Source organism: Pedobacter nyackensis, from assembly GCF_032678475.1.
In the GTDB taxonomy this organism is placed as follows: Bacteria; Bacteroidota; Bacteroidia; order Sphingobacteriales; family Sphingobacteriaceae; genus Pedobacter; species Pedobacter nyackensis_A.
In genome coordinates this window covers 1,451,817-1,477,308 of record NZ_JAVTSF010000001.1, presented here as the reverse complement: position 1 = coordinate 1,477,308, position 25,492 = coordinate 1,451,817, and the positions used below count along the sequence as shown (strand labels likewise).

The following is a 25,492-nucleotide window of genomic DNA, read 5'->3' as shown; positions in this document are numbered from 1 at the left end:
TTTTTTATTGTAGAGTAGTATGATTTCTTTTTTCAATCGTAATATAATAAATAGAACTTTTGAAAAATACCGATCAGCTGCATATTATATTTCAAAAATACCTTAACCAGAGTTGTAGTCCTGATGAAATGACGCAACTTTTGGACTACTTTGCCATGTCCGAAAGTGATGAGGATACACTTGGACAACTAGTTGAAGAGGTGTTGAACAGGCAGGAAACATCTGCTGTTGATGTGGAAACAGGGCAAAGGTTGAAAATTTGTCTTGAAAACATAATGGAGAATAGAGTAATGCCCTCTAAACGTAAGGTTTGGTTGAAGCCCATTTATGTAAAATGGACGGTGGCAGCTACTTTGTTTATGGCAGCCTGTACCATTTTCTATTTTACTCAAATATTCAAACCAAATACTGTCGGCCATAATGCTGTCACACAGGCATCACTTAAACCGGGAACTGATAAAGCACAGCTTACACTGGCAGATGGCAGCGTAATTGATCTGGAGCAAGCCGCTAATGGAAAGCTTGAAAATAAAGAAGGAATAGCGGTTACCAAAACAGCGGATGGTAAACTTGTTTATGATACTCAACAAGAAGTACCGGTGGGGGGAGAGGTGACTTATAATACAGTGGTTACGCCCAGGGGGGGGCAGTACAAGATAATTTTATCAGACGGATCATCAATATGGCTTAATGCAGCATCTTCACTTCGTTTTCCGACATCTTTTGTGGGAGCAGAACGAAGAGTGGAGTTAAGTGGCGAAGGCTATTTTGAAATTAAAAAGAATGCTCGTCAACCCTTTGTGGTAGCTTCCGGTGAACAGGAAGTTACCGTATTGGGTACGCACTTTAACATCAATGCTTACAATGATAATAATCTGATCAAAACAACTTTACTCGAAGGGGCAGTAAAAATAAGTAAGGGAAAACAAAGTTATGTGCTTGCACCAGGTCAGCAAGCTAGTTTAGATAATTCGCATAATGTTATTTCGATTGCAAATAATGTTGATATAGATGCTGTTGTAGCCTGGAAGCATGGACGGTTTAGCTTCGACGAAACTAACATTAAGGACGTGATGCAGCAGGTAACCAGATGGTATGATGTTGATGTGCTTTATAAGGGGGATTTCTCTAATGTGGAACTTACAGGTAATATATCAAGAGGTGAAGATGCTGAGCAGGTATTGAAGTTGTTAAAAGGAACGAAGCAGATAGATTTTATAATCAATGGGAGAACCATAACGGTAATTCCTTATAAATAATTACTAATAATTAAACCTTAAACTAAAACCAGCAAATTTATGATCCGAACCTAGACTAAAACCACATTGGGTAGCTATGAAACGAAAAGCGGACCCCGATCGCCATCGGAATCCGTTAAGTAGTTAAGGCTCACCTAAAAATCACGACACGTTTAATATCTAATTTTACTTTAAACCTCAACCAATACAAAAGTATGCAACTTTTTATGTATTGCAAATCCCTGTGTAAACAAGGTTTTTTGCAACGCCAACCCCCTAGTGGATTGGATTTTGGAAATAAAACGCCTTTGACGCGTTTCCATAGAACGATATTGATAATGAAACTCACTTCTATTTTTATACTCGTTGCTTTTTTACATGTTAACGCCAGTACATTTTCTCAGAATATAAGCATCAAAGGGAATAATATGACCCTTAAAGAAGTGTTCAAACAGATGGGGGCACAAACTGGTTACGGATTTTTATATAATCCAAAACTGCTCAATTCAAATATTAAGGTTCGTGTAAACCTGAAAAACGTGCCCTTAAAAGAGGCGCTTGCGGAATGTCTGAACGGGCAGGCACTAAATTATTCAATTGTTGACAAAACCATTTTGATCAGCCCATTACCTGCTGGGGCATCAATAAGCTTTACAGACATGGTAGCACCTTTTGTGGTAAAAGGCCGGGTAACTAATGAAAAGGGGGAGCCCTTAGCAGGTGCTACGGTACAAGTTAAACATACGAAAACAGGTACGAAAACTAATGATAAAGGTACTTTTGAATTGAGCATTCCCGATTCAACGCGCATTCTGGAGGTGAGTTATATTGGTTACGAAAAACAGGAAGTCCTGCCAAAAAGGAACATGTTGATCAGATTGACTCCCAAAGCTGCAGGCTTAAATGAAGTTACGGTATCTACAGGCTACTTCACGAAATCTAAAGAATCTTTTACCGGCTCGGAGTTAACGATTAAAGGCGATGACCTGAGAAGGATTGGCTACGCCAATGTTTTGCAGAGTTTATCAGCTTACGATCCAGCGATTCAAATGAAAGAAAATATTGAGTTTGGATCAGATCCGAACAGAGTGCCGGATTTAACCATAAGAGGGGAGAATAGCTTTGATTTAAGAGGCCTGGCCGACGATGGTAAAACTAATCCAAATGCACCTCTATTTATTTTGGATGGGGTACAAACCGAGGCTGAAAGGATATATGATCTGGATATGAATAGAATTGATAACATCACAATTTTGAAGGATGCTGCTGCAACTGCATTGTACGGATCAAGAGGTGCTAATGGTGTGATTGTGATTCGTACCATTCGCCCCCGGCCCGGACAAATCAAGATTTCGCTGAATGCTAATTTTATCGTATCAGCTCCCGATCTGAGAGATTACAACCTGATGAATTCTGCTGAAAAGCTTCAATATGAAAAGCTGGCTGGTGTATGGACAAATCCGGTTAACAATTACGAAGAACAACTGGCACTGGATATCAAATATAACGAAAAGATGAAAGATGTTTTAAGAGGCGTGGATACCTACTGGCTATCGAAGCCTTTAACTACTTCTGTAAATCAGCGTTACAATTTATATCTGGAAGGTGGCGACCAGAATTTTCGTTATGGTATCTCATTGAGGAATGAAGACGATAAAGGAATAATGAAGGGCTCTGATCGAAATAAAACTGGCATTGGTGTTGTTTTTAATTATGACATTGGGGATAATTTTTTTGTACGGAACGATTTACTGATTGATGAAGTTAAGGGAAACAATTCTCCATATGGATCATTTGATAATTTTGCCAGACAAAACCCACACGATAGGATTTTTGCTCAAGATGGAGGCTATTTACTGACCTTAAGCAGCGGGAACTTTAATCCTTTGATTAATGCAACTTTACCTCAGAAGGATTATAGTAAATACACTTCTATCCAGGATAACTTTAGTATCGATTGGCGTATCATTCCGGAGCTTCGCCTGCAGGGAAGAATGAGTTTGTCTAAGCGTATGGACAAAACGGAATATTACCGTTCTCCTGGCTCATCAGAATTCGCCAGTGAGTTATTACCCGAAAAGAGAGGTAAGTATACTGGAATGAATAGCGAACAGGTCAGAATGGATGGAAATATGACACTGGCCTATATTAAAGTATTCGATAAAAGTGTGATTAATGCCGGAATAGGAACAAACGTAATGTCTGATTCAAAAGAAGGAAATGGTTTTACTGCGACTGGTTTTTTAAATGATAACATGACCTTTATTGAATATGCGGCTCAATTTGAAGAGAATTCTAAGCCAAAAGGTATTTTCGATAAATCGAGAATGCTCGGCCTTTTTGCCAATTTGAACTATGGTTACGACAACCGCTACTTTATCGATGCATCATACAGAACAGATGGTTCGAGTAAATTTGGCCGGGATTCAAGATTTGCTCCCTTTTGGGCAGTTGGTTTAGCCTGGAATGTGAACCGTGAAAAATTCTGGGGTGATAATGTGAATACCTTAAAAGTTAGGGGGTCTGTAGGAAGTACAGGAACCACTAACTTTTCTTCAAGCCAGGCATTGACAACTTATCGTTATAGTCAGAATAGTGATTATAATGGTGTGCTGGGTGCGCAGCTAATGGGGTATGGAAACTCTTCATTAAAATGGCAAAATACACTTTCTTATAACGTTGGGGTGGATATGAGTTTGTTTCAGAATTTCATGCAGTTAAATATTGATGGTTACATCAAATTAACAGATAACCTATTGTTGCCAATTGACGTAGCACCATCTACAGGGTTTGCAAGTTATGTAGAAAACATGGGGCAAATGAAAAATACAGGTATTGATTTCCGTTTACGTTTCAATGTCATTAGAAACAGACAGAAAGATTTAAACTGGAATATCACCCTGGCCGCTATCACTAATAAAAATAAGATTCAGAAATTATCTAACGCTTTAGAGGTGATGAATGCTGAAGCCAATAAGCTGGAAAATGTTGTTGGGCCACAACCTCTGAGAACTTATGAAGTTGGACGTTCACAAAGTGCTTTAATGGTCGTTCGTTCGGCAGGTATTGATCCGGCTACCGGAAATGAAATTTTTATCAAAAGAAGCGGCGAGTATACATTTGACTACGATTATCGGGACAAGGTTATTGCAGGAGATACAAGACCAACCCTTGAAGGAAATATCAGTAACAATATAAACTGGAAAGGATTTAACCTTTATGCCCTTTTGCAATATCGTATTGGTGGTAAAATATTTAATTCTACACTAAAAACCAAGGTTGAGGGAGCTAATCCGATTTACAATGCAGACAGGCGTGTGTTGTACGACAGATGGCAAAGTCCCGGAAGTGCTGCAAAGTACAAGCGTATTGATGATACTTCAGATTCCTATCAGACGACAAGATTTGTGCAAGATAACAATTCACTCAATTTAGGATCACTTTCACTTACTTATGATCTGCCGGCTAGGTTTACAAAAAAAATGCGTGCAGAACGAGTAAGAGTAATGTTTTCTACAACCGACCTTTTCAGAATTGCGACAGTTAAAGCGGAGCGTGGAACAATGTATCCTTATGCAAAAACTTTTAACGCAGGTTTAAATGTGTCTTTTTAAAACGAGTAACATGATGACAATTAAAAAATATCAATACATGAAATTTAAGATCATAATTTTAGGTATAGCCCTTCTTGGTTTTTCATCCTGTAATAAATGGCTGGACGTTGACCTGATTAACCAGGTAGACGAAAATAAACTTTTTGCCAAAGAACAGGGATTTAATGATGCGCTTGCAGGGGTTTACAATCAGCTTTCAGGCCAGAATTTATATGGGGAAAGACTGAGTTTCGAATTTATGGATGTACTGGCTCAATATTACAATTACAACAGTATTGCTGAAGAGTATAAACGTACCCGCGATTACAATTATAAAGATGCTACAGTCAGAAGTCAAATTGATGGAATATGGAGTGGTCTGTACAGCGGTATTTCGGGTGTCAATAATATTTTGAAGTGGGAGCAGAAAAACGGCGACGTCATGCGCCCTAATGTAAGGAAACAGGTACTGGGTGAATCAATGGCACTGCGTGCATATCTTCATTTCGACCTATTGCGCATGTTTTGTGAAGACATTAAGTTTAATCACAATGCTAAAGGAATAGCTTATAATAAGCAGTTTGGGGTCTCGTTGCCCCCGATGTATACAGCGGCCGAATGTTATCAGTTGGTGTTACAGGATTTAAAAGATGCGTATACAAATTTAGATCAGGTAGATCCGATTAATGAAGTTATACCTTATACACTGCCAAATAAAAATCAGGCTGATAAAGATGTGGCCCGTATGAACAAATATGCAGTTAAGGCTTTAATGGCACGGGTTTACCTTACGCTTGGTGATAAAGCAAATGCTTTGAAATGTGCAAAAGAAGTAATTGAGTCTAAGAAATTCAGACTATTGGATTATGAGACCGGTATTGATGTGGAAGAAGCCAAGAAAGATATACTTTTTTCAGATGAACATATATTCTCACTCCGTAATAAAGACATTCCGGATTGGTCTAAAGCCTTGCATTTTGAGGTACGTACTAATACTGGAACAGCTTCTGCTAAATTGCTTTTTAGTGATGCCTATCAGATTTATGGTTCTAACGCAGATGATGCAAGATACGAGCATTGGTCTGATGTCGAGATGACTAAGTATTATTCAAGAGGAGATGTAAAGGCATTTTTTCCTAAAATTCCCATGATCAAATTAAGTGAGATGTACCTGATTGCAGCAGAGTGTTTGTATGATACTGATCTGAACGGATGTTTAACTTATATCAATACATTGAGGAAATCAAGAATCCGAAATGCAGCAGACTGGTTTTACATTACCAGGGATAATATTTTTGAAGAGATGATGAGGGAATATGCAGGTGAGGGGCAATTGTTTTATGCTTATAAAAGACTCAATAGAGGGATAAAAAATAATTCCGGGACAATGAATATCGAACCGTCGAACAGCATTTTCGTATTCCCGATCCCCGATAAAGAAATTGAAACCGGACACAGAAATTAATCAAAATATTATGAAAAGATTGTTGTTGCTAATATATGCATTGGTGTTGTTAATAACATCCTGCTCAAAGGATCCCGGACTTTCCTATACGGAAAAAGATGGGGTGTATTTTGCATACAGTTATATGAATTATAAAACCGTCATTGAATATGATTCGGTCCTTTATTCATTCGGAATGTTGGAAGAAACAAAAATGAAGGACACTGCTAAGCTCTTAGTGAAATTGATGGGGAAGGCTGTAGACAAAGATCGTTTTTATCGCATTTCAATTGATGCGGATTCCAGCACTGCTGTAGAAGGTCTGCATTATGAGAGCGTTGCTCCTTTACAGAAATTTAGAGCAAACAGGTTAGTCGATACCTTGAAAGTTGTGGTACTGCGTGGAAATTTAGGCAGCAGTCACCTGACCAGGGAAATGAAGAGGATTTATTTTAAGATCAAACAAAGCGATGATTTTAATGTCGGAATTAACAAAGGTGAGCGTATGCCACTCCTGATTAACAACTACCTTTCTGAACCGAAATGGTGGGAGACCTACCTAAGCTCTGGATTAAATTATTACCATCCGGAAAAATGGAAAGTTCTGATGAAGTTTCACGATTCCTTTAAAAATCCCAATAGTGATTATCCAATGGATCGTAATCTCGTAAACGCTTATTTTAATTCTCTACGATCATATCTGGACGATAATCCTACCTATGATAAAGAAACCAATGAAAGGGTATTGATGGACCGTTTGGTCAAATAGTATAATTCAAATGAATTTATAATTGTATACTGATGAAAATAATAAAATTATTGATCTGCCTAAGCTTGCTAAGCACCGCTTTAACATCTTGTTATAAAGATTTGGGTAACGATGTCTATCACGAAATAAATGAACTGGAAATTAAAGGTTTGTTGAACCGTTATGAAAGAGATCAGGATGATTCACTGAATATTCCTGTAGATCTTTCGGGTACGCAATACTCCGATAGCAGTAAATTTACCTACGAATGGGAAATTTCACGCAGAATTGTATCCAGATATAAAGATTTAAAAATTAAGGTGAATATGAACGTAGGTGAACATTTTGCCCGTTTTACGATTACTGATAAGGCCAATGGTGCTAAATCATATTTCAGATTTTCTTTGAGGGTCAGTTCTTCAACTGCAGGGGACCTTATCGTGGTATTGAGTAAGTATAAGGGAGAGGCAGAATTGTCTTATAAACGTTTAGATAAAGAAGGAGAGTTTTCTATTAACTACTATAAGGAACGTTTTGGTGAGTCACTGGGAACAGAGCCAAAAAGCGTGTATGTTAATTACAATTTTAACTCTGGTAAAATACCTTTTACATTTGTTAATACGCAGGGGGGAGTGCAGGTGCTTACGGCAGAGGGGCTCAAAATACTTGATAAGAATAGCATGGGGCCAAATGCCAACCCTGATAAAATTACTGCAGCTTCATTTACTTCATTCTTACCACCATATCCTGTTAAAGATGTTTCCAATTTTAAACCGGAATTTGTGCTTTATCAGGTAGGTAATTGGATATACACTCCATATGGGGGGATTAATCAGGCAGGACAAATGTTTTTGATTTCCGGTGGGGCAATGTATTATAGTGTAATGAGTAACAGCGTAAACACGGTTAGTATTAATGAAAAAATCGAAAATGGTTATCTGGCTCCGGCATTATGTTATGCTTCGGTTGCGAATAGTGTACCGGATCCAACAAGACCCTTAAATACAAAAGGGTATGTTCTTTCCCAGTATATGCTGTTATTTGATAATACCAATGGTAAATTTGTTTATTCTAATGGGGGAAGTTACGTAACTAAGATTGTTTCTTCTGATAAAAAAAATCCAATAGAGTACCTGCCAAGTTTTCCTGGCTATAAAATGATTTATGCTTCGCATACCTCTGCACCGAATAAATGTGTAGCCATATTACATAATGGCATTCAGGCTAAGATAGTGTATCTGACGGTACCTGCAACATCTACTCAGGCTAAAACAATGCCTTTTGCCATTGAAGGTATAGCCGAAGTATCTAAAGATGTGTTAAGAGAGGACAGTAAATTTTATATGATGAGGTATTCACCTTACCTTCTTTTCAGCTCTGGCAGTAAAATTTATCGTTATAATGTGCTGAGTGCAATTGGTAACAATCCTCCCACAGATATCATCGCAGATCTAAATACTATGAATTATGGTACTGAAGCTACTATTCCATGTTTTACGGTATCAAGAACGGAAAAAACCCTACTTATGGCCGTTTCAAGATATAAGAATGAAACTGAATTAAACGGAACACAACCACTAGGAGATGTAGTTCAGATGGATTTTAACAAATCGACTATCAGTCTTGAGTTTAAAAAGAAATATGAAGGGGTAAGTGGTAAACCAGCAGATATTCAGATTAAATATCAGGTATTCTATCGTGATGGCTTTAATAAAGATGGGGAACTTGTAGATAAAATTTAGAAAATATGAAAGCACAAATTATAATATTGGCATTGCTATGTACTTTATTTAGCTGCACCAAAGATCAAAGTGGGTATGAACCTCAGCAAAAGGAGGCCGTTCCTCCGATTGACCTTTTCAATCCAGATGGGCCTGACCGCCCAAATGACGGTAGTTTAAGAGCTGGTATGAATAAGGTTAATATGGAAGTAATTATGCCCGATGGCGAAAAGGTGATGCGTAATTTTAAGTATTATTTTCCTATTTCCATTAACCCGAACAAGCCGATTTCTCTGGTGTTCAATTTTCATGGAAGTTATTTGTATAACGGGACTGTACCGCCAGACCCTATATTGGATGTCTATCCAAGTCATCCCTTAAATAAGGTGGCCGATACAGCTAATATGATTGCAGTATGGCCGGCAGGGACTGCCGAACCTGGAGCGGTAAACTGGCAGTTTACGGAAAAACACATCCCTTTCGTGAAAGCCATGATCGAATATTTTAAAAAAGCTACACCAGCTATAGATGTAAACAGGATTTATACGTGCGGACATTCAAGTGGTGCGAATTTTTCGTTCGCACTGGCTAAAGAAATGAATGATGTTTTTGCCGCCGCGTGCCCTGTTTCTGGTCAGATGAGACAGGTTAACCCTGTGTTCCCCAACAGAACAGTTCCGATACGGGCATTTAATGGTGTATTGGATGCCACAGTAAATCATACTGCAGCATTGACAAATATCAATAGCTGGGCTGATCAGATGGCGAATTATTATGCAAAAGATAACGTTAAAGGATTATCTGTGATTACATTGAGCAATTACAACATTACGCCCTATAAATGGAATGGAGGAAATGGCGACATAGAATTTTATTCTATCGCCGAAGCCGACCATGGTGTAAGTTGGAATACTATTATGCCACTAATGTGGGAATTTATGCGCTTGCACCCTTTCAATAAGCCTGTCGGACTTTATCTTGGCGTACAAGTAGAAGCCATTAATTTTACACCTGGGCAGAAATATACAATTGGCTATAAAAGCTCCCGTGGAGTTGATGTTCGTGTTGTTTCAGCACCTCAGGGATTTACAGTTGCATTGGTTAATAACAATATGGAAATAAATGCGTCAACTACGGCTGTTGCAGGTAAAATCGTGTTGGAAGGTACTTTAGGTACGCAAACTAAAACTGTAGAATTTACATTGAACAAAAAATAAAAATGAAAAGAATATTTAGTGCCTTTGTACTGCTTAGTGCTTTGCTGGCCAATAAATTAAGTGCGCAAACTGAAATAAAATTCAACCAAACTACTACTTGGAAAGCAACTACGGAAGCTGCAGCAAAATCAGGTAAACTGATATTTGTGGATTGTTATACTTCCTGGTGTGCTCCATGTAAGTGGATGGACAAGAATGTATTTACAGATACAAAAGTAGCGGCGTTTTTTAACAGGAATTTTATCAATGCTAAAATTGATATGGAGAAAGGCGAAGGAGTGGAGCTGCGTAAAAAATACAGCGTACAGTCGTTTCCAACCTTTTTGTTTATCAATGACAAAGGTGAGGTGATACACAGAACTGCTTCTAAAATGTCGGCACAGGAATTTCTGGAAGAAGGACAAAAAGCTGCCGATCCAAAGAAAAATCTTTCTTTCTTAAGTCAGAAATATAGCGAAGGTGTTCGTGATCTTCCTTTCTTATTAGACTATTACCTTGTTTTAAACAAATCAGACAGAGCTAATGCTGATAAAATTGCTAAGAATATCGTTAGTGAAATTTCTGTACAGCAGTTAAATACTGAATTTGGATGGAACGCGATTAAGACTTTAGCAAGAAGCGAAAGTGATAAATTAGGTGCATACTTCATGACTAATGAAACTGCTTTTAATAAATGGAGCAAAGAAGAGGAGCGCGATCAGCTAAAAGATCGTTTGACTATCAACACGATGTATGGTTTGATGAGAGGTAGTAATGAGCAGGCCTTTATGGATAAGCTCGTTTACTTCAAAAAATCGGATAAGCTGGATCGTAAAAAACAAGGTGTAATGTTGGAAGCTGAGTATTACCTGAATACAGGAAGGAATGATGACTATGTAAAGTTAACCAGCGCAGCATTAAAAAATGAACTGAAAAATGATGCTGACAAATTAAGCTTTCTGTCCAGGAAAACATCACGCGGAAAAGGAAGTGCTGATGTGGCTCCTGTAGCTGTTTTGCAACAGGGGTATCTGATGGCAAAGCGTGCTGTAGAGCTTGAACCGGAAGATTATAGTATACAGTCAACTTTTGCTTATGCATGTTTGGCCGTGAAAAATAAACCGGAAGCACTTGCCGCTGCAAAGAAATCAAGAATACTTGCAGATGCCGAGACATCTAAAATTCAAAAACTTGCACAAGAGTTGCTGGATAAAGTCGAAGCGCTGTAACGCCAATTTATTAAGTTTGAAAACAAAAAAAAGAGTAGGATCATTTAACGATCCTACTCTTTTTTTTGGCCATGTAACCAACAGACCTTTTTAAACTTTAGTATAATTATAGAATGGATTTTTATCTTAGCGTTTGAGGAATCAAAAAACAAATGCTGGGATACAGAGAAACTGAGGGGCGAAAGATTATCTGTGCTTTAAAAGCAGGGGACGAACTTGCGTTCAGAAAAGTGTTTGATCAACATTTTCAAAAGCTCTATACATTTTGCTTTCGCTTTTTAAAAAACAAGCAGCATGCAGAAGAAATTGTTCATGATGCATTGCTAAATGTTTGGACAAATAAAGATAAATTGGATGAAAACCGGTCTGTGTTACCATATTTATACACTATAACCAGACGATTGGCATTAAATGCATTAAGAGATATTGCTACCTCGCAAAAAGCGATGGATGAACTCTGGTTAAATATAGAAAGATTGAGTAATGAAACCGAAGAATTGGTTTTATTGAACGATTTGAGACAATTTACAGAAAGTGCAGTGATTCATTTACCAGTACAGCAACAGCTTGTTTTTAGAATGAGTCGTTACGAAGGACTTAACTATGATGAGATTGCAGAAAGGTTAAATCTATCGAGAAATACAGTTAAAAACCACCTTGTAGCTGCTTTGAAAACCTTACGTACTCATTTTAACCAGTCGGATGCCGCTTATTTTTTACTCCTTTCGGTTGTGCTGCTAAAATAAATTTTATTCCCACTAGTCCTAATTTCATTTTGCCGTGTAATACCTTATATCAACCCAATTGGGTTGAAGATGAATCTCATGGCGAACCAGGAACACTTAAACGCTTTAATTAAACAATTTACTGAGGGAATCATTAGTAAAGAGGATTATGTTGAGCTGATGGCTCATTTCAAAAGTGATAAAGATACAGATGAAGTATTGTTAGCAATGGATAGGGCATGGACGCCAGAGCACATTGACGATACACATAGCCCCGAAGAAATGGATACCCTTTACCATAAGCTGGCTAGCGATAAAAGGTTTAAAAAGACATATAAGTTTAAAATATGGCCGAAAATTGCTGTAGCGGCTTCGGTAGCAATTGCGCTCAGCGTAGGACTTTGGTTTTTTATAGGTGAAAGAATGATCAATACGCAATCGAAAATGGTTAGTAAAAATGATATCTCACCTGGTCGCAATACGGCTACTTTAATTTTATCCAATGGCAAGCACATTAATCTTAGTGATGCTAAAACAGGTGTTGTGATAGATGCTGCTAAACTAAGCTATAACGATGGTACAGAAATTAAAGAGGCTGTTAAAGCTGATGCCATGTTAACGATTACTACTCCTCCCGGGGGAACTTATCATGTGCGTTTATCAGATGGTACTAACGTTTGGCTTAATGCACTTTCTACACTTACATTTTCTTCTACTTTTACCAGATTGAAACAACGGGAAGTTGGACTGACTGGAGAGGCATATTTTGAAGTAGAAAAAGATCCTTTGCATCCATTTGTTGTTAGGTCAGCAACACAAGAAGTAGTAGTATTGGGTACACATTTCAATATCAGTAACTATGCTGATGAATACAGTATTAAAACTACATTGTTGGAAGGTAGTGTCAAGGTGTCGAGGCACAATTCTCCTGTTTCAAGTCTCCTTAAACCTGGAATGCAGTCAACATTTACTTCATCTGGAATTAAGATACAACAACTTGAAGATCCGGAGGAGGCGATCGCCTGGAAGAGTGGTTATTTTACTTTTAACCGGGAACCTCTCGATCAGGTGATGAGAAAGGTTTCCAGATGGTATAATGTAAAAGTCATCTATAACGATGAATCTATTAAAAATATCCCTTTTAGTGGTACGATTACCCGTTTTGCCCAGGCATCTGAACTCTTGAAAATGCTCGAACTTACTGGTAAAGTACAGTTTAAAATAGTAAACGAAAATATTATAGCAGATAAAAAGTAACCAATTTATATATCAACTAAAACCAATTAGAACCATGAAAAAGACCATTAGTAGCGCTTAGCGGCCATTCGAAACTGGTTTAAGAGAAGAAACAGGAGCGCTGCACACGCTCCTGAAATATCTGAAAACCTAAAAAGTGTGACAAACAACGATTTAAGGAATTTAACAGACAACCAAATGTATAAAATATATACTAAAAATTTAGGTTGGCGAAATCGCCATGCCCCTACAATTCTGCTGACGATGAAGCTGACTGCAATTATATTACTCACTACCATTATGCATGTAACTGCCTCAACTTTTGCCCAGAAGTTGAGTTATAGACAGAAGAATGCATCTCTGGAAGAGATTTTTAAGGAAATAAAGAAACAAACAGGTTACACCGTATTCTGGTCTTCCAATAGTTTAACTAACAGAAGGTTAGATGTAGCATTTAAATATTCCAGTTTGCCGAATGTAATGGAAAAGTGTCTGGACGGACAGGACTTAACCTATACGATTGAGAATAATACAATAGTTATTAGGGAAAGGGAAATGACGATGGTTGATAAGCTGATCAGTTACTTTGATGTAATAGAAATTAAAGGCCGTATTACGGATGAACGAGGGAAGCCTTTGCCAGGCGCAACTGTGATGGTTAAAAAAGGCGGAAGGGCAACAATCACGGATGCTGGTGGTGAATATCTGTTGGCTGGTGTAGACAGTAAAGCGGTGTTGATTGTCTCTTATCTGGGCTATAAATCCAAAGATGTCGCAATTAATGGCCGTACGGTAGTTAATGTAAGCCTTACAGAGGACACCGAAGACCTGAATGACGTAGTTGTTGTGGGGTATGGAACGACAAAGAGAAAAGATCTTGTGGGATCGGTAGCAACTATAAGTGCTGAAGATATGCGCAAACAACCTGCAACCAACTTTACACAGGCATTGGTAGGCAGGGCCGCCGGCGTTCAGGTGAGCAGACCTAATGGAGCCCCGGGTGGGGGTGCGGCTATAAGGATACGTGGGATGTCTACAGTATTAGGTGTAAATGATCCTTTGTTTGTAATTGACGGAATTCCTGTTCAGCTATATAACGGAGGAGGGACAGATGCACTTCGCTCTGCACCAGCTAATGGACTTCTTGATCCACTTGCTGGTATTGATATGAATGATATAGAAAATATTGAAGTGCTTAAAGACGCTACAGCGACTGCTATTTATGGTTCCAGAGCAGCAAATGGTGTAATTATTATTACTACTAAAAAAGGCAGGGCAGGAGAAAAACCAGTGTTTAGTTTAAATTATGATGTTGCGTTGGATAAGCAAACCAAGTTTTATGATGTGCTTTCCGGACCTGAATATGTGAAGTTTATGCAGGAAACTTATGCTGCCGCCGGAGAAACTATTGATGATGTTACTTTCCCTGGTAATGCTGATACGGATTGGCAAAGAGCAGTAATCGAAACAGGTGTAACACAAAATTTAAATCTAAGTTTGCTTGGTGCATCTAAAGACGGAGCTACCAATTATGGGTTTTCATCGGGTTTGACAGATCAAAATGGAATTCTGATTAATACAGGCTTTAAACGTTATTCATTACGTGCAAATGTAGAGTCTAAAATTTTTAACGCATTTAAAATCGGAACCAATTTGAACTATAGTTTCATTAAACAGATCGGAACTTCATCATCATTGTATGCTAATTATTTAGCACCAACTTATCGTCCGGATTTGCCAATATTTAATCCCGACGGTACCTATGCAAATGACGGAGGTAATGATAACCCCGTGGCGTCCAGAAAAGGAACGGACCTTGGGCAAAGTAACCGCTTTCTTGCCTCGGTTTATGCTGAACTGGAAATCGCAGACGGTTTTAAATTAAGATCATCAATTGCATACGATATCAATAACAATACAGGGTTTACCTATTCGCCGAGCTGGATGCTTTCGGAGTATTTTTATGATCAAAAGGGAAGTCGTAATGACAAGTCTTTTCAATATAACAACAGGATTTTTGACAATACATTAAGTTACATCAAAGTTTTTAAGCGCCATCATATTGATGCCGTTGCCGGTGCTTCCTGGACATTGAACAAAAGTAACTATCTGAATGTTTCCAGCATAAATTTCCCTAATGATGACGTACTAAACAATCTTGGTTCTGCAGGACAAATCAGCTCATATGCCAGTGATGGAGAAAGCAGCGGGCTGGAGTCATTCTTTATGCGGGCGAATTACAATTATGATGGAAAATATTACCTGACGTTAAGCGGGAGAGCAGATAATTCTACCAAATTCGGGCCTGGAAATCAATGGGGCTATTTCCCCTCTGTCGGCGTTGCCTGGCGGTTCTCTAAAGAGAAATTTATGGAAGGACTGTCTTTTGTAGATGATGCTAAAATCAGGCTCACAACAGGTAAAACCGGGACTTCAGCGTTTGGTGGTTTCGGCTTTTTAACGTTGTTTAACACAGGGTATTTTTACAACGGTGTAAATGGTTTGAGGGCAAACCCTGGCGATGGGCAACCAAATCCTGATATTCGCTGGGAAAGTACACAGCAAACTGATGCAGCACTGGAGCTTAGTTTCTTTAAATCGAGGCTGACAACGTCGATAACTTATTATAGAAAATATACCGAAGGATTAATTACCGGTCCGAAGATCCCTGTATCTGGTGGATACACCTTTCAGACAAAAAACTTAGGCGATATCAGTAATCAGGGATGGGAATTCACTGTATCGGCTGTTCCGCTACGTACTGGTGAGTTTACGTGGACATCTGACTTTAACATTACTTTTAATAAGAATAAAGTTGAAAAGACTTATGGTACAGCATTATATGGAAGTATTTTGTTAACCGAGGGAGAACCGTTAAATGGAATCCTGGGCTATAGAACAAAAGGTCTTTATCAATCACAGGCGGAGGTAGACCAGCTCAATGCAGCTGCCAGAATAAAAACAGGAAATCCAAACGCATTTTACCATAATGCGTTAACAGGACCTGGCGATGTACAATATGTAGATTTGAATGGCGATGGGGTAATTACAATCGCCGACAGGACGACGTTGGGTTATGCGCAAAACCCAAAATATTACGGGGGATGGAGTAATAGACTAAGGTTTAAGAATCTTGAATTAAGTAGTTTGTTTCAGTTTGATGTAGGCAGTGAACTGCAGAGGGAAGTATCTCCTGATAAGTTTTATGGCTATGGTCAAAATGTTTCGCCATTGGTTTTAACCGCGTGGACTCCCGAAAACCCGAATACGAGTCAGCCAAGAAATGCAATTAATGGCCCATCGCAAAACGTAGATGACAACAGTGACAGGTTTGTCGACGATGCCTCATTCCTGCGTTTAAAAAATGTACAATTAAGCTATATGTTTAAGAATAACATGCTGACAAAACTTCACATTTCACAGCTGCGGGTTTTTGCCGGAATGAGCAATCTATTTACCTGGACAAAGTACAAAGGTTTGGATCCGGAAGTAAATAGTGAAGGTTCCTTCACCGATAATGGAAGGGATACCGGTGTTTACCCGCAATCGAGAACAGTCACTTTTGGAATAAATTTAAAATTTTAAGCTACGAACATGAATAAGATATTGATATATACTGCTTGTTGTTTCATGGCCTTGTCCATACAGGCATGTAAATTAACAGATGTTACCGACCTGAAACCAGACCATAAACTTGACGAAAGTACCGTAGTGGTAGACATTCCATCAGCGGAAAAGTTACTGGCTGGAGGATATTACAGTTTAAGAGACGAACCGCTTGCACTCTATTGCGCAGCGATACCGGGGTATATGGGGGTAAATCTGACTTCTACATCTGCTACCTACACATCGTTCATCAATAATAATGTACTGCCTAATAATAATACCCTGAACGGCAATGTGTATGCAGGTCCGTATCAGCTTATCCAGACTGCTAATTTTGTAATTGAGAAAACACAGGCTTTACAAGTTACAAATCCGCGTAAGGGTTCAATTATTGCTGAAGCTAAGTTTTTAAGAGCATTAGGCCATTTTTATGTTCTTCGTTTATTCGGCCAGTTTTGGGATATCAGTTCTAAGTATGGAATTGAACTTAAGGATAAACCAAATTTACCTGTTACTGCCAGGGCTAATGTTAAAACTTCCTATGAATTGATACTTTCTGATCTGGATGAAGCCATTAAAAACTGTCCGGATTATGAAACTGGTGTAGCTAAAGGTTATGCAACTAAACTCGCTGCAAAAGCATTGAAATCTAGAGTGCTGCTTTATAAAAAAGATTATACAGGCGCTGCTTCCCTGGCAAAAGAAGTAATGGACGGACCGGCAGAACTCACGTCTAACTTCCTGAACATGTTCCAGTCGGAAAAATATAAATCAGATGAGGTGATCTTGGCCGCTATCACTTTCGCCAATAACAATAACATCTATTTCGAAAATGGTAAAAGTTACTATTATGTTTCCGGGGGATTTAATCTATCTGACCGATATATTGCATTGTTGAGAACTGATGTACGAAAAACAATTATAGGTAAAACCTCAAGGGATCCGGCTGCCGATCCTACGAAATGGCATGGGAACGGCAAATTTCTGAAAGGTGTGGATGGAAGTAGAAATGATACCGAGTATTACTTCAGGCTGGCGGAGGCGTACCTTATTTACGCAGAAGCTGAAGCACGCAGAGACGGTGGTAGCCTTTCAGATGCGATTGATGCAGTAAATGCATTGCGTTTGAAGCGGGGCGCAGGTATAGTTTCGGCTACGAATAAAGCACAATTGCTTTCCCTGATCAGAACAGAAAAGGAACTGGAACTGGGTGCAGAATCGGGAGAGGATTGGTTTGATATTGTTCGTTACATCAAAAATGGTGATGTACAGGCTGCAACAATTAAAGCCACATTATCAGATGAAAACAAGTTGATTCTACCTATTCCGCAGGTTACGGTAGAAGCTTCAAATAAAGTTGTTGAACAAAATCCTGGTTATTAAATCAAAAAAGATAAATGAAAAATAAGCTCATCATTTTAGGACTGATTGGCATTGGCTTGTCAACAAATGCCCAGCAAAAAGAAATAAAAAAGACGCTGGAAAATGGATATATCATCAAGGGAAATATTACAGGTCTGACATCTCCTTATGTGTATATTTACGCGTCGGGGAAACGTGATTCTGCGGCCGTTAAAGATGGTAAATTTACCTATAAGGGAACTGTAAAAGCACCTACCAGTTTATATCTTTCAGATAGGGAACATAAGTTTAGCAGAGAATTTTATGTAGAAAATGTTCCCGTTACTATCACTGGTAAGATCTCAGATCAGGAGAACATCGTTGTTAAAGGAGGGAAGACGCAAGAGGAATTAAATGTATTGGAAGCAAAGCTTAAGTCGGTAGAACTAGCAAGAACAAAACTTTACACTGAGTACGATGTAGCTGAAGATAAGAAAGACGAAACGGCGATCAAGCGCATAACGGCTGAGTTGAAAGAGATACAATTAACTTCGGAAAGCCTGACAAAGTCATTTATTGCTACTCATTTAAAGAGTTATGTCAGTCTGGACAAAATAAAAGGAATGGGGTACACTAATGATTATTCCGAAATTAATAGGCTTTATCTGACACTTGATCCTGCACTAAGGGCTACAGAGCGGGGTAAAGAATTAGAAACTATACTGACAGTTCTGAAAAGAGGAGGGAATGGTCAGAAAATGATTGATTTTACACAGAACGATATGTCCGGTAAGCCAGTTAACTTTTCTTCGTTTAAAGGGAAATATGTGCTTGTAGATTTCTGGGCAAGCTGGTGTGGGCCATGCAGGGCCGAAAACCCGAACGTCCTTAAAGCTTATCAAAAGTTCGAAAGTAAAGGCTTTACTGTATTGGGAGTTTCATTGGATGACAATGCTGAAAAATGGAAGAAAGCTGTTGAAGAGGATAAGATGCCCTGGACCCAGGTTTCGGACTTAAAAGGCTGGAAGAATGAAGTGTCCACCTATTATGGAATCCGTGGTATTCCTTCAAACTATTTGGTAAATACCGAAGGGATAATCGTTGCAAGGAATTTACGTGGTGCAGATCTGGAAAATAAACTCAAGGAATTACTTGGGGAAAACTGATCTGTACATAAAAAAGCCCTGCTGAATCCAGCAGGGCTTTTTTATAGAGCTTTATATCTTCTTAGAATGAAAAATCGTCGTTATGGCCTTTACTTCCCACTCCTTCATGATTTTCGGAATACTCGTAACGTTTCTCAACAACATCCTGATGGTTCTTGATGTAGTCAACTGTTTCGTTTAACCCCTCTGCAAACTTCTCGAAATCTTCTTTGTATAAAAAGATCTTATGTTTTACAAATACGCCGTCCTCCAGTCTTTTCTTGCTTTCTGTTAGCGTTAGGTAATAATCTCCCGATCTAGTAGCTTTAACGTCGAAAAAATAAGTTCTTTTACCTGCCCTTACTTTCTTCGAAAAAACCTCTTCTCTCTCTTTGTTGTCAAATTCTCCCATGGTTGGTATTGATCTTGGTTTTTGGTTCGGGTAAATATAAACTAATAATTATTAAAGTTCAAAATGAAATTAAACAGTTTGATTCTCTTCTTCTAACAATTGGTTCTGATACATCTCCGCATAAGCGCCATTTAGGGCTAATAATTGCGTATGTGTGCCCTGTTCAATGATTTTACCCTCATCCAGTACCATGATTTTATCCGCATTTTTAATGGTGGAAATCCTGTGTGCAATCAAAATACTTGTCCTGTTTTTCATAATTCTGCTGAGATTAGTCAGAATTTCTTCTTCAGTCCTCGTATCAACTGCGGAAAGACAGTCATCAAAAATCAACAAACGTGGCTCCTTAATTAAGGCTCTGGCGATCGAGACTCTTTGTTTTTGCCCACCAGAAAGTGTAATCCCCCTTTCGCCAAGCATGGTTTCAAACTTCTGGTCAAAGTCAATAATATTGTAATACACAGCAGCATTTTTTGCTGCAGTCTCGATTTCACTGTCGGTAACCTGGTCAAGCCCAAACGCAATATTGTTTTTTATCGTATCGGAGAATAGAAAAACTTCTTGCGGAACGAAACCAATCTGATTCCTGTAATTATTTAAATTGATGTTCTTTAAGGATACCCCATCTACACTGATCAGACCCTTATCCACATCATACATGCGCATAATTAAATTCGCCAGCGTAGATTTTCCTGAACCTGTACGACCAATGATCGCAACAAACTGTCCCTGCTGAATCTCAAAACTCACATCCTTAATGGCCTGTATACCTGTATCCGGATAAGTAAAACTTACGTGGTCAAACCTGATGTTACCATTTAACTGAGGCGTTTCAATACTGCCAGAGATAATGTCAGGTTGTAACTGTAGAAACTCATTGATGCGTTTCTGAGAAGCCGAAGCACGCTGAATTAAAGTGGTTACCCAACCAAGCATAGAAACGGGGAAGGTAAGCTGGTTTACATATACAATAAACTCGGCTATATTACCCGGCGTAATCGATCCATCTATGACCTGCATCCCGCCAATATAAATGGTAAGGATAGTACTTAAGCCAACCAGTAAAAGCATAGTTGGGTAAAAGAGTGCCTGGACCTTAACCAGTCCCATTGCATTCTTCTTGTAACCCTGACTTTCTACCGCAAATACCTTTTGCGTATAGTCTTCCCTGACATAGGACTTGATGACCCTTATTCCTGAAAATCTTTCTTGTACAAAACTGGATAATCTGGAGAGTTGTTCCTGTATCTCTTCACTCTTTTGGTTGATCAGTGTATTTACAAAATAAATAATCACGACCAGGATTGGTAAAGGTAACAGACACCAGATGGCCAGTGTTGAATTTACCGAAAACATGGCATAAATAACCAACAGAAAAAGTACTACTGTATTTATGGTATACATAATTGCTGGGCCGACATACATGCGCACGCGGTTAACATCTTCAGTAGCGCGGTTCATCAGGTCCCCTGTATTATTGCGACGATAAAAGCCAAGGCTCAGTTTCTGATAATGTGCATAGATCTCGTTTTTCATATCGAACTCTATATGGCGCGACATTAAAATGATGGTTTGCCGCATAAAGAACAGAAAGAGTCCTCTTAATAAGTAGAGCACGAGCACGAGCACACCAAAATAAAACAGGCTTATACTAAAGATGTCGTACACAATAGATGCGCGTTCAAACCCATTGAATAAACGGTAGATTTCTATGTTCTCGGTGATCAGGTCAAAGGCATGGCCGATGACTTTTGCAGGAATGACACCGAAAATATTGGAAATGATCACAAAGAAAACCCCTGGGATAATCCACCATTTATATTTGTAGAAGTATTTGTTTAAAAAACGCAGGTGTTTCATTATGATGTAAAGTTATCCAAATGAAGCTATTTTTTTTAAACTCTTTGGTTAAAACAATGTAAATAATGTTTTTTTATGCTAGTTTTGCGACATATCTGATAAACGAAATTATATGTCTGGTAATAGTTCTATTGTGAATTCAGTTTTAGATCAGTTGAGTGCATCGGGGCACAAGAAAGTAGTATTTTGCAATGATCCCGATACCGGATTAAAAGCAATTATTGCTATTCACGATACAACTCTAGGTCCTGCATTAGGTGGTACACGTATGTGGAGCTACACTACCGAAGCTGAAGCATTGGAAGACGTACTCAGATTATCAAGCGCAATGACCTACAAAGCTTCTATCACCGGTCTGAATTTAGGCGGGGGGAAGGCTGTGATCATTGGTGATTCCAGAAAAGGAAAGTCGGAAGCCATGATGCGTAGCTATGGGAGATTTATCAAAAATCTTAACGGTGAATTTATTACTGCAGAAGATTTAGGAACAACAACCAAAGATATGGAGTATATCCGCATGGAAACTAACCATGTAACTGGTGTACCCGAATCATTGGGCGGAACAGGTAACCCTGCCCCAACTACTGCAAAAGGCGTATACCTGGGTATCAAAGCTTGTGTTAAAGAAGTTTTTGGAACAGATATGCTGGCAGGACGTTCGGTTGTAGTACAAGGTATAGGCAATGTAGGTGAACACCTTGTTGCTTTACTAAGAGCAGAAAACGTAGAAGTTTACATCAGCGATATCAACGAAGAAAGACTACAGCATGTAGCACGTACATATAAAGCAAAACCGATTAGTGCAGATAAAATATTCGGACTGGATGCAGATATATATGCACCTTGTGCACTGGGAGCTACAGTAAACGACAAAACCATCCATAAAATGAAGTTCGCCATTATTGCAGGTTCTGCAAATAATCAGCTTGCAGACGAAAATGTGCATGGTAAGTTGTTATTGGATAAGGGTATTTTGTTTGCGCCTGATTATTTAATCAATGCAGGCGGATTGATCAGTTGTTACTCGGAACTGACTGGCTTTGGTAAAAAACGTACTATGCAGCTTACAGAAAATATATATAATGCAACCAGAGACGTTATAAAAATGTCTAAGGCTGATAATATACCTACAATATGGGCAGCAAACCGTATTGCAGAACAAAGGATAATCGATATCAAAAAAATAAAATCATCATTTTAATCACCAGGTAATTTACCACTCGTTCTTACATTCATGTTAAACAGAAGGCACTTAAGAATTAAAGCTTTGCAAAATATTTTTGCATGGCAAATGACAGACAAGAGAGATCTGGCGTCATCAAAGAAGGCGTTAATGCAAAGTATTGACGATGTGTACGAAATGTACATCGGCATGCTTTCGCTATTGGTAGAAACTACAGAGTATACGCAGATAGACGCTATTGAGCGATCTAATAAACATCTGCCTACCGCAGACGACCTAAACCCGAATTTAAAGTTGTTAAACAATAAATTTGCGGTTACCCTAAAACAAAATCCCGATTACATCGCGGCAATCCACAAGTATAGAATCAACTGGATGGCCGACCCGGAATTTGTAAAAGCTATTTTTAACACTTTAAAGGTGACACCTGAGTATATTGCATACCTGGCGGATGAGGATAATAGTTTAGAGGAATCAAAAACGATTATCAAGTTTATCTTTAGAAAGATCATTCTTAAAAGCCATAACATCATTCAGGCATTTGAAGATAAGTTTATCAACTGGTCTGTAGATAAAGAAGTGATGCAGGGGATGGTGGCTAAAACAATTAAGAACTTCACCTCAGAAGATCCGTTTAAAAATAAGCTGACACCAATTAGTCAGGATTGGGAAGAGGACGGTAAATTCGTTCAAGACCTTTTTCTATATACCCTTAAAAATAATAAGGAATATCAGGACCTGATTGCTGAAAGAACTAAGAACTGGGAGTCTGAACGTATTGCTTTAATGGATACTATTCTGATGAAAATGGCAATTTGTGAACTCTTAAATTTCCCTTCTATACCAGTTAAAGTAACTATCAATGAGTATCTTGATCTGTCAAAAGATTACAGTACACCGAAAAGTAATTCATTTATAAACGGTATCTTAGATAAAATTTTAGGCGATCTGAAAAGAACAAATAGCATTCACAAAATCGGTCGCGGACTAATAGAAGAATAACATTATGAAGAAAATCTTTGTACTGGCATTGCTGGCTATCTCATTTGCAGCCTGCCAAAATTCAGCGAAAAGTACTACAGATAGCAGCACTACTGTAACTACAGGATCAGGTAATGAAGCTGCTGTTGCGGCAGCAGGTGAGGAAGCTGTAATGAATTTTGAGGATGAGAACTACGATTTTGGTAAAATAACACAGGGTGAAAAAGTTTCTTACAGCTACAAATTTAAAAACGTTGGTAAGAGTCCTTTGATCATTCTAAACGCTACAGCTACTTGTGGTTGTACTGTACCTGAAGTTCCGAAAGAGCCTATTAAGCCAGGTGACGAAGGTGAAATCAAAGTGGTATTCGACAGCAACGGAAAAATGGGGATGCAGGATAAAGTGATCACAGTTACTTCAAATGCACAGCCAAGTATTGCCAGTTTACACATGACTGGTGAGGTTAAAGAACAATCAAATTAATATACATTTATAGAATAGAATATGATATCAACAGTAATTTTGCAAGCCCAGGGAAATGGTATGTTAAGCACTTTAATACCTATGGTTTTAATCATGGTAGTTTTTTACTTTTTCATGATCAGACCTCAGGTTAAAAAAGCAAAAGACCTTAAGAAAATGGTTGAAGCTTTGAAAAAAGGAGATAAAATTGTTACCACTGCAGGGATTCATGGACGTATAGCTGATATGAACGACACTACATTCTTAATTGAAGTTGAAGGTGGAACAAAAATCCGTTTCGATAAATCTGCGGTATCTTTGGATGCAACAAAAGCAATTGCACCTAAGACTGAAGAAACTCCGAAAGCATAACCTTAAAAGTAAAATCATTTGATAGGCCTGTACCATTTTTTGGTATAGGCTTTTTTATTTATTACCGGTACAAACCATTATAGGGTATTTCTCAATTCGTCCCGATATTGTTTCGGAGTAAGGTTTTTGATTTGTTTAAAAAACTTGTTAAAATTAGATAAGCTGTTATAGCCGCATTCTAAAGCAATGTTATTGATCTGATCTTCATCATTGGCCAGCATTTTACAGGCATGACCAATTCTTATCTCATTCACAAAAGTTACAAAGGTTTTTTGTGTTCTGTTTCTAAAATACCTGCAAAATGCCTCTTTAGTCATATTGGTCATTTGAGCCGCTTCGTTCAGCAGAATTTCTTTATTGAAATTATCAAAAACATATTTTAGTATTTTGTCCATCCTGTCATTATCTTTTAACTGATAATTGTTGGTATACCCGGGCGTAGTTAGCAAACTGTAATCTTTGGTAACACAAAGTGCATTTAAAATTTGTAGTACACCTGTTAAACGTCCGATTTCTTCGGTCTGGCTGGCCGTTTGTAGCAACAGCTGTTTGATCTCATTTTTAGCCACTTTGCCAAACTTCATGCCTCGTTTACTGATCTGAAAAAGATTTTTTAACCGCTGGATATTTTCTGGTTCCCGAAAAATATCCAGTATTTTTTCTGGATGGATGAACAGTGATACCGAGTGCGCATGTACATCGGGAGGTGCATTATTGAAATACTGCTGACTATTATGCCATACATGGGGCAAATTAGAGCCTACAAAAATCAACTCATCACTGGCAAAATCAGCAATGTTGTCACCTATCATTCTTCTTCCCTGGCTTTCTATATTGTAAACCAACTGGCATTCCTCATGGAAATGAAAGTCGGTTGAAAAGTATGGCGCATTAACCACCTTTACGCCATAAGCTTCATTAATTTTTCCGTCAAGTATTTTGGCCAATACTGGTTTCATATCTTTAATTTAAAAGTAGAAAAAGACACTTTATTAGCTG

19 protein-coding genes are annotated in these 25,492 nt (G+C 38.4%); 16 read left to right on the top strand and 3 right to left on the bottom strand.

What is annotated here, in order from left to right; translation table 11 throughout:
* Positions 1 to 59: 59 nt before the first annotated feature.
* The 12 genes from R2Q84_RS05995 to R2Q84_RS05940 all read left to right on the top strand — a co-directional run bounded on the left by R2Q84_RS05995 (position 60) and on the right by R2Q84_RS05940 (position 19,243).
* Entirely contained in the window at positions 60 to 1,259 is a 1,200-nt protein-coding gene (locus tag R2Q84_RS05995; protein ID WP_316815622.1) for a FecR family protein, read from the top strand.
* Positions 1,260 to 1,576: 317 nt separating this feature from the next.
* Positions 1,577 to 4,852 carry a SusC/RagA family TonB-linked outer membrane protein gene (locus tag R2Q84_RS05990; RefSeq protein WP_316815621.1) on the top strand — a complete coding sequence of 1,092 codons (3,276 nt, stop codon included), beginning with the start codon at positions 1,577 to 1,579 and terminating at the stop codon, positions 4,850 to 4,852.
* A 10-nt stretch (positions 4,853 to 4,862) separates the two neighbouring features.
* Positions 4,863 to 6,296 (top strand): RagB/SusD family nutrient uptake outer membrane protein, encoded by a 1,434-nt coding sequence (locus R2Q84_RS05985; RefSeq protein WP_316815620.1) that lies wholly within the window; start codon positions 4,863 to 4,865, stop codon positions 6,294 to 6,296.
* Between the two features lie 10 nt (positions 6,297 to 6,306).
* Positions 6,307 to 7,044, top strand: coding sequence for a DUF4843 domain-containing protein (locus R2Q84_RS05980; protein WP_316815619.1), 738 nt, complete (start codon positions 6,307 to 6,309; stop codon positions 7,042 to 7,044).
* Positions 7,045 to 7,076: 32 nt separating this feature from the next.
* On the top strand, positions 7,077 to 8,765 hold the full coding sequence (locus tag R2Q84_RS05975) for a PKD-like family lipoprotein (protein WP_316815618.1): 1,689 nt from the start codon (positions 7,077 to 7,079) through the stop codon (positions 8,763 to 8,765).
* Positions 8,766 to 8,770: 5 nt separating this feature from the next.
* A complete protein-coding gene (locus R2Q84_RS05970) occupies positions 8,771 to 9,961 on the top strand; it encodes a hypothetical protein (protein WP_316815617.1) in 1,191 nt (396 codons plus the stop codon).
* Between the two features lie 2 nt (positions 9,962 to 9,963).
* The gene (locus tag R2Q84_RS05965) at positions 9,964 to 11,169 is read left to right on the top strand and encodes a thioredoxin family protein (RefSeq protein ID WP_316815616.1); all 1,206 of its coding nucleotides are present in this window, start codon (positions 9,964 to 9,966) and stop codon (positions 11,167 to 11,169) included.
* A 152-nt stretch (positions 11,170 to 11,321) separates the two neighbouring features.
* Entirely contained in the window at positions 11,322 to 11,915 is a 594-nt protein-coding gene (locus R2Q84_RS05960) for an RNA polymerase sigma-70 factor (protein WP_316815615.1), read from the top strand.
* Between the two features lie 69 nt (positions 11,916 to 11,984).
* On the top strand, positions 11,985 to 13,151 hold the full coding sequence (locus tag R2Q84_RS05955; RefSeq protein WP_316815949.1) for a FecR family protein: 1,167 nt from the start codon (positions 11,985 to 11,987) through the stop codon (positions 13,149 to 13,151).
* Between the two features lie 177 nt (positions 13,152 to 13,328).
* Positions 13,329 to 16,715: a SusC/RagA family TonB-linked outer membrane protein gene (locus tag R2Q84_RS05950; protein WP_316815614.1), complete on the top strand. Its 3,387-nt coding sequence runs from the start codon at positions 13,329 to 13,331 to the stop codon at positions 16,713 to 16,715.
* Positions 16,716 to 16,724: 9 nt separating this feature from the next.
* Positions 16,725 to 18,119: a RagB/SusD family nutrient uptake outer membrane protein gene (locus tag R2Q84_RS05945; RefSeq protein ID WP_316815613.1), complete on the top strand. Its 1,395-nt coding sequence runs from the start codon at positions 16,725 to 16,727 to the stop codon at positions 18,117 to 18,119.
* Between the two features lie 14 nt (positions 18,120 to 18,133).
* The gene (locus tag R2Q84_RS05940) at positions 18,134 to 19,243 is read left to right on the top strand and encodes a TlpA disulfide reductase family protein (RefSeq protein ID WP_316815612.1); all 1,110 of its coding nucleotides are present in this window, start codon (positions 18,134 to 18,136) and stop codon (positions 19,241 to 19,243) included.
* 61 nt (positions 19,244 to 19,304) lie between these two features.
* Here R2Q84_RS05940 and R2Q84_RS05935 read toward each other — a convergent pair whose 3' ends face one another.
* Positions 19,305 to 19,634 carry a DUF3276 family protein gene (locus R2Q84_RS05935; RefSeq protein WP_316815611.1) on the bottom strand — a complete coding sequence of 110 codons (330 nt, stop codon included), beginning with the start codon at positions 19,632 to 19,634 and terminating at the stop codon, positions 19,305 to 19,307.
* A gap of 69 nt (positions 19,635 to 19,703) precedes the next feature.
* Positions 19,704 to 21,494, bottom strand: coding sequence for an ABC transporter ATP-binding protein (locus tag R2Q84_RS05930; protein ID WP_316815610.1), 1,791 nt, complete (start codon positions 21,492 to 21,494; stop codon positions 19,704 to 19,706).
* 112 nt (positions 21,495 to 21,606) lie between these two features.
* On the opposite strand from R2Q84_RS05930, the gene R2Q84_RS05925 reads away from it, so the two are divergent.
* From R2Q84_RS05925 to yajC, 4 genes are all read left to right on the top strand, one after another.
* Positions 21,607 to 22,695, top strand: a complete 1,089-nt coding sequence (locus R2Q84_RS05925; RefSeq protein ID WP_316815609.1) for a Glu/Leu/Phe/Val family dehydrogenase — start codon at positions 21,607 to 21,609, stop codon at positions 22,693 to 22,695.
* A 90-nt stretch (positions 22,696 to 22,785) separates the two neighbouring features.
* Positions 22,786 to 23,679: a transcription antitermination factor NusB gene (gene nusB / locus R2Q84_RS05920; protein ID WP_316815608.1), complete on the top strand. Its 894-nt coding sequence runs from the start codon at positions 22,786 to 22,788 to the stop codon at positions 23,677 to 23,679.
* A gap of 4 nt (positions 23,680 to 23,683) precedes the next feature.
* The gene (locus R2Q84_RS05915; protein ID WP_316815607.1) at positions 23,684 to 24,142 is read left to right on the top strand and encodes a DUF1573 domain-containing protein; all 459 of its coding nucleotides are present in this window, start codon (positions 23,684 to 23,686) and stop codon (positions 24,140 to 24,142) included.
* Positions 24,143 to 24,163: 21 nt separating this feature from the next.
* A complete protein-coding gene (gene yajC / locus R2Q84_RS05910) occupies positions 24,164 to 24,493 on the top strand; it encodes a preprotein translocase subunit YajC (protein WP_316815606.1) in 330 nt (109 codons plus the stop codon).
* A 77-nt stretch (positions 24,494 to 24,570) separates the two neighbouring features.
* Here yajC and R2Q84_RS05905 read toward each other — a convergent pair whose 3' ends face one another.
* Positions 24,571 to 25,452 carry an AraC family transcriptional regulator gene (locus tag R2Q84_RS05905; protein WP_316815605.1) on the bottom strand — a complete coding sequence of 294 codons (882 nt, stop codon included), beginning with the start codon at positions 25,450 to 25,452 and terminating at the stop codon, positions 24,571 to 24,573.
* Positions 25,453 to 25,492: the final 40 nt, after the last annotated feature.

Bases quoted from the DNA above. Each gene is read 5' to 3' on its own strand.
- R2Q84_RS05990 (WP_316815621.1), top strand. From the start codon at position 1,577: ATGAAACTCACTTCTATTTTTATACTCGTTGCTTTTTTACATGTTAAC.
- R2Q84_RS05985 (WP_316815620.1), top strand. From the start codon at position 4,863: ATGATGACAATTAAAAAATATCAATACATGAAATTTAAGATCATAATT.
- R2Q84_RS05980 (WP_316815619.1), top strand. From the start codon at position 6,307: ATGAAAAGATTGTTGTTGCTAATATATGCATTGGTGTTGTTAATAACA.
- R2Q84_RS05975 (WP_316815618.1), top strand. From the start codon at position 7,077: ATGAAAATAATAAAATTATTGATCTGCCTAAGCTTGCTAAGCACCGCT.
- R2Q84_RS05970 (WP_316815617.1), top strand. From the start codon at position 8,771: ATGAAAGCACAAATTATAATATTGGCATTGCTATGTACTTTATTTAGC.
- R2Q84_RS05965 (WP_316815616.1), top strand. From the start codon at position 9,964: ATGAAAAGAATATTTAGTGCCTTTGTACTGCTTAGTGCTTTGCTGGCC.
- R2Q84_RS05960 (WP_316815615.1), top strand. From the start codon at position 11,322: ATGCTGGGATACAGAGAAACTGAGGGGCGAAAGATTATCTGTGCTTTA.
- R2Q84_RS05955 (WP_316815949.1), top strand. From the start codon at position 11,985: ATGAATCTCATGGCGAACCAGGAACACTTAAACGCTTTAATTAAACAA.
- R2Q84_RS05950 (WP_316815614.1), top strand. From the start codon at position 13,329: ATGTATAAAATATATACTAAAAATTTAGGTTGGCGAAATCGCCATGCC.
- R2Q84_RS05945 (WP_316815613.1), top strand. From the start codon at position 16,725: ATGAATAAGATATTGATATATACTGCTTGTTGTTTCATGGCCTTGTCC.
- R2Q84_RS05940 (WP_316815612.1), top strand. From the start codon at position 18,134: ATGAAAAATAAGCTCATCATTTTAGGACTGATTGGCATTGGCTTGTCA.
- R2Q84_RS05935 (WP_316815611.1), bottom strand. From the start codon at position 19,634: ATGGGAGAATTTGACAACAAAGAGAGAGAAGAGGTTTTTTCGAAGAAA.
- R2Q84_RS05930 (WP_316815610.1), bottom strand. From the start codon at position 21,494: ATGAAACACCTGCGTTTTTTAAACAAATACTTCTACAAATATAAATGG.
- R2Q84_RS05925 (WP_316815609.1), top strand. From the start codon at position 21,607: ATGTCTGGTAATAGTTCTATTGTGAATTCAGTTTTAGATCAGTTGAGT.
- nusB (WP_316815608.1), top strand. From the start codon at position 22,786: ATGACAGACAAGAGAGATCTGGCGTCATCAAAGAAGGCGTTAATGCAA.
- R2Q84_RS05915 (WP_316815607.1), top strand. From the start codon at position 23,684: ATGAAGAAAATCTTTGTACTGGCATTGCTGGCTATCTCATTTGCAGCC.
- yajC (WP_316815606.1), top strand. From the start codon at position 24,164: ATGATATCAACAGTAATTTTGCAAGCCCAGGGAAATGGTATGTTAAGC.
- R2Q84_RS05905 (WP_316815605.1), bottom strand. From the start codon at position 25,452: ATGAAACCAGTATTGGCCAAAATACTTGACGGAAAAATTAATGAAGCT.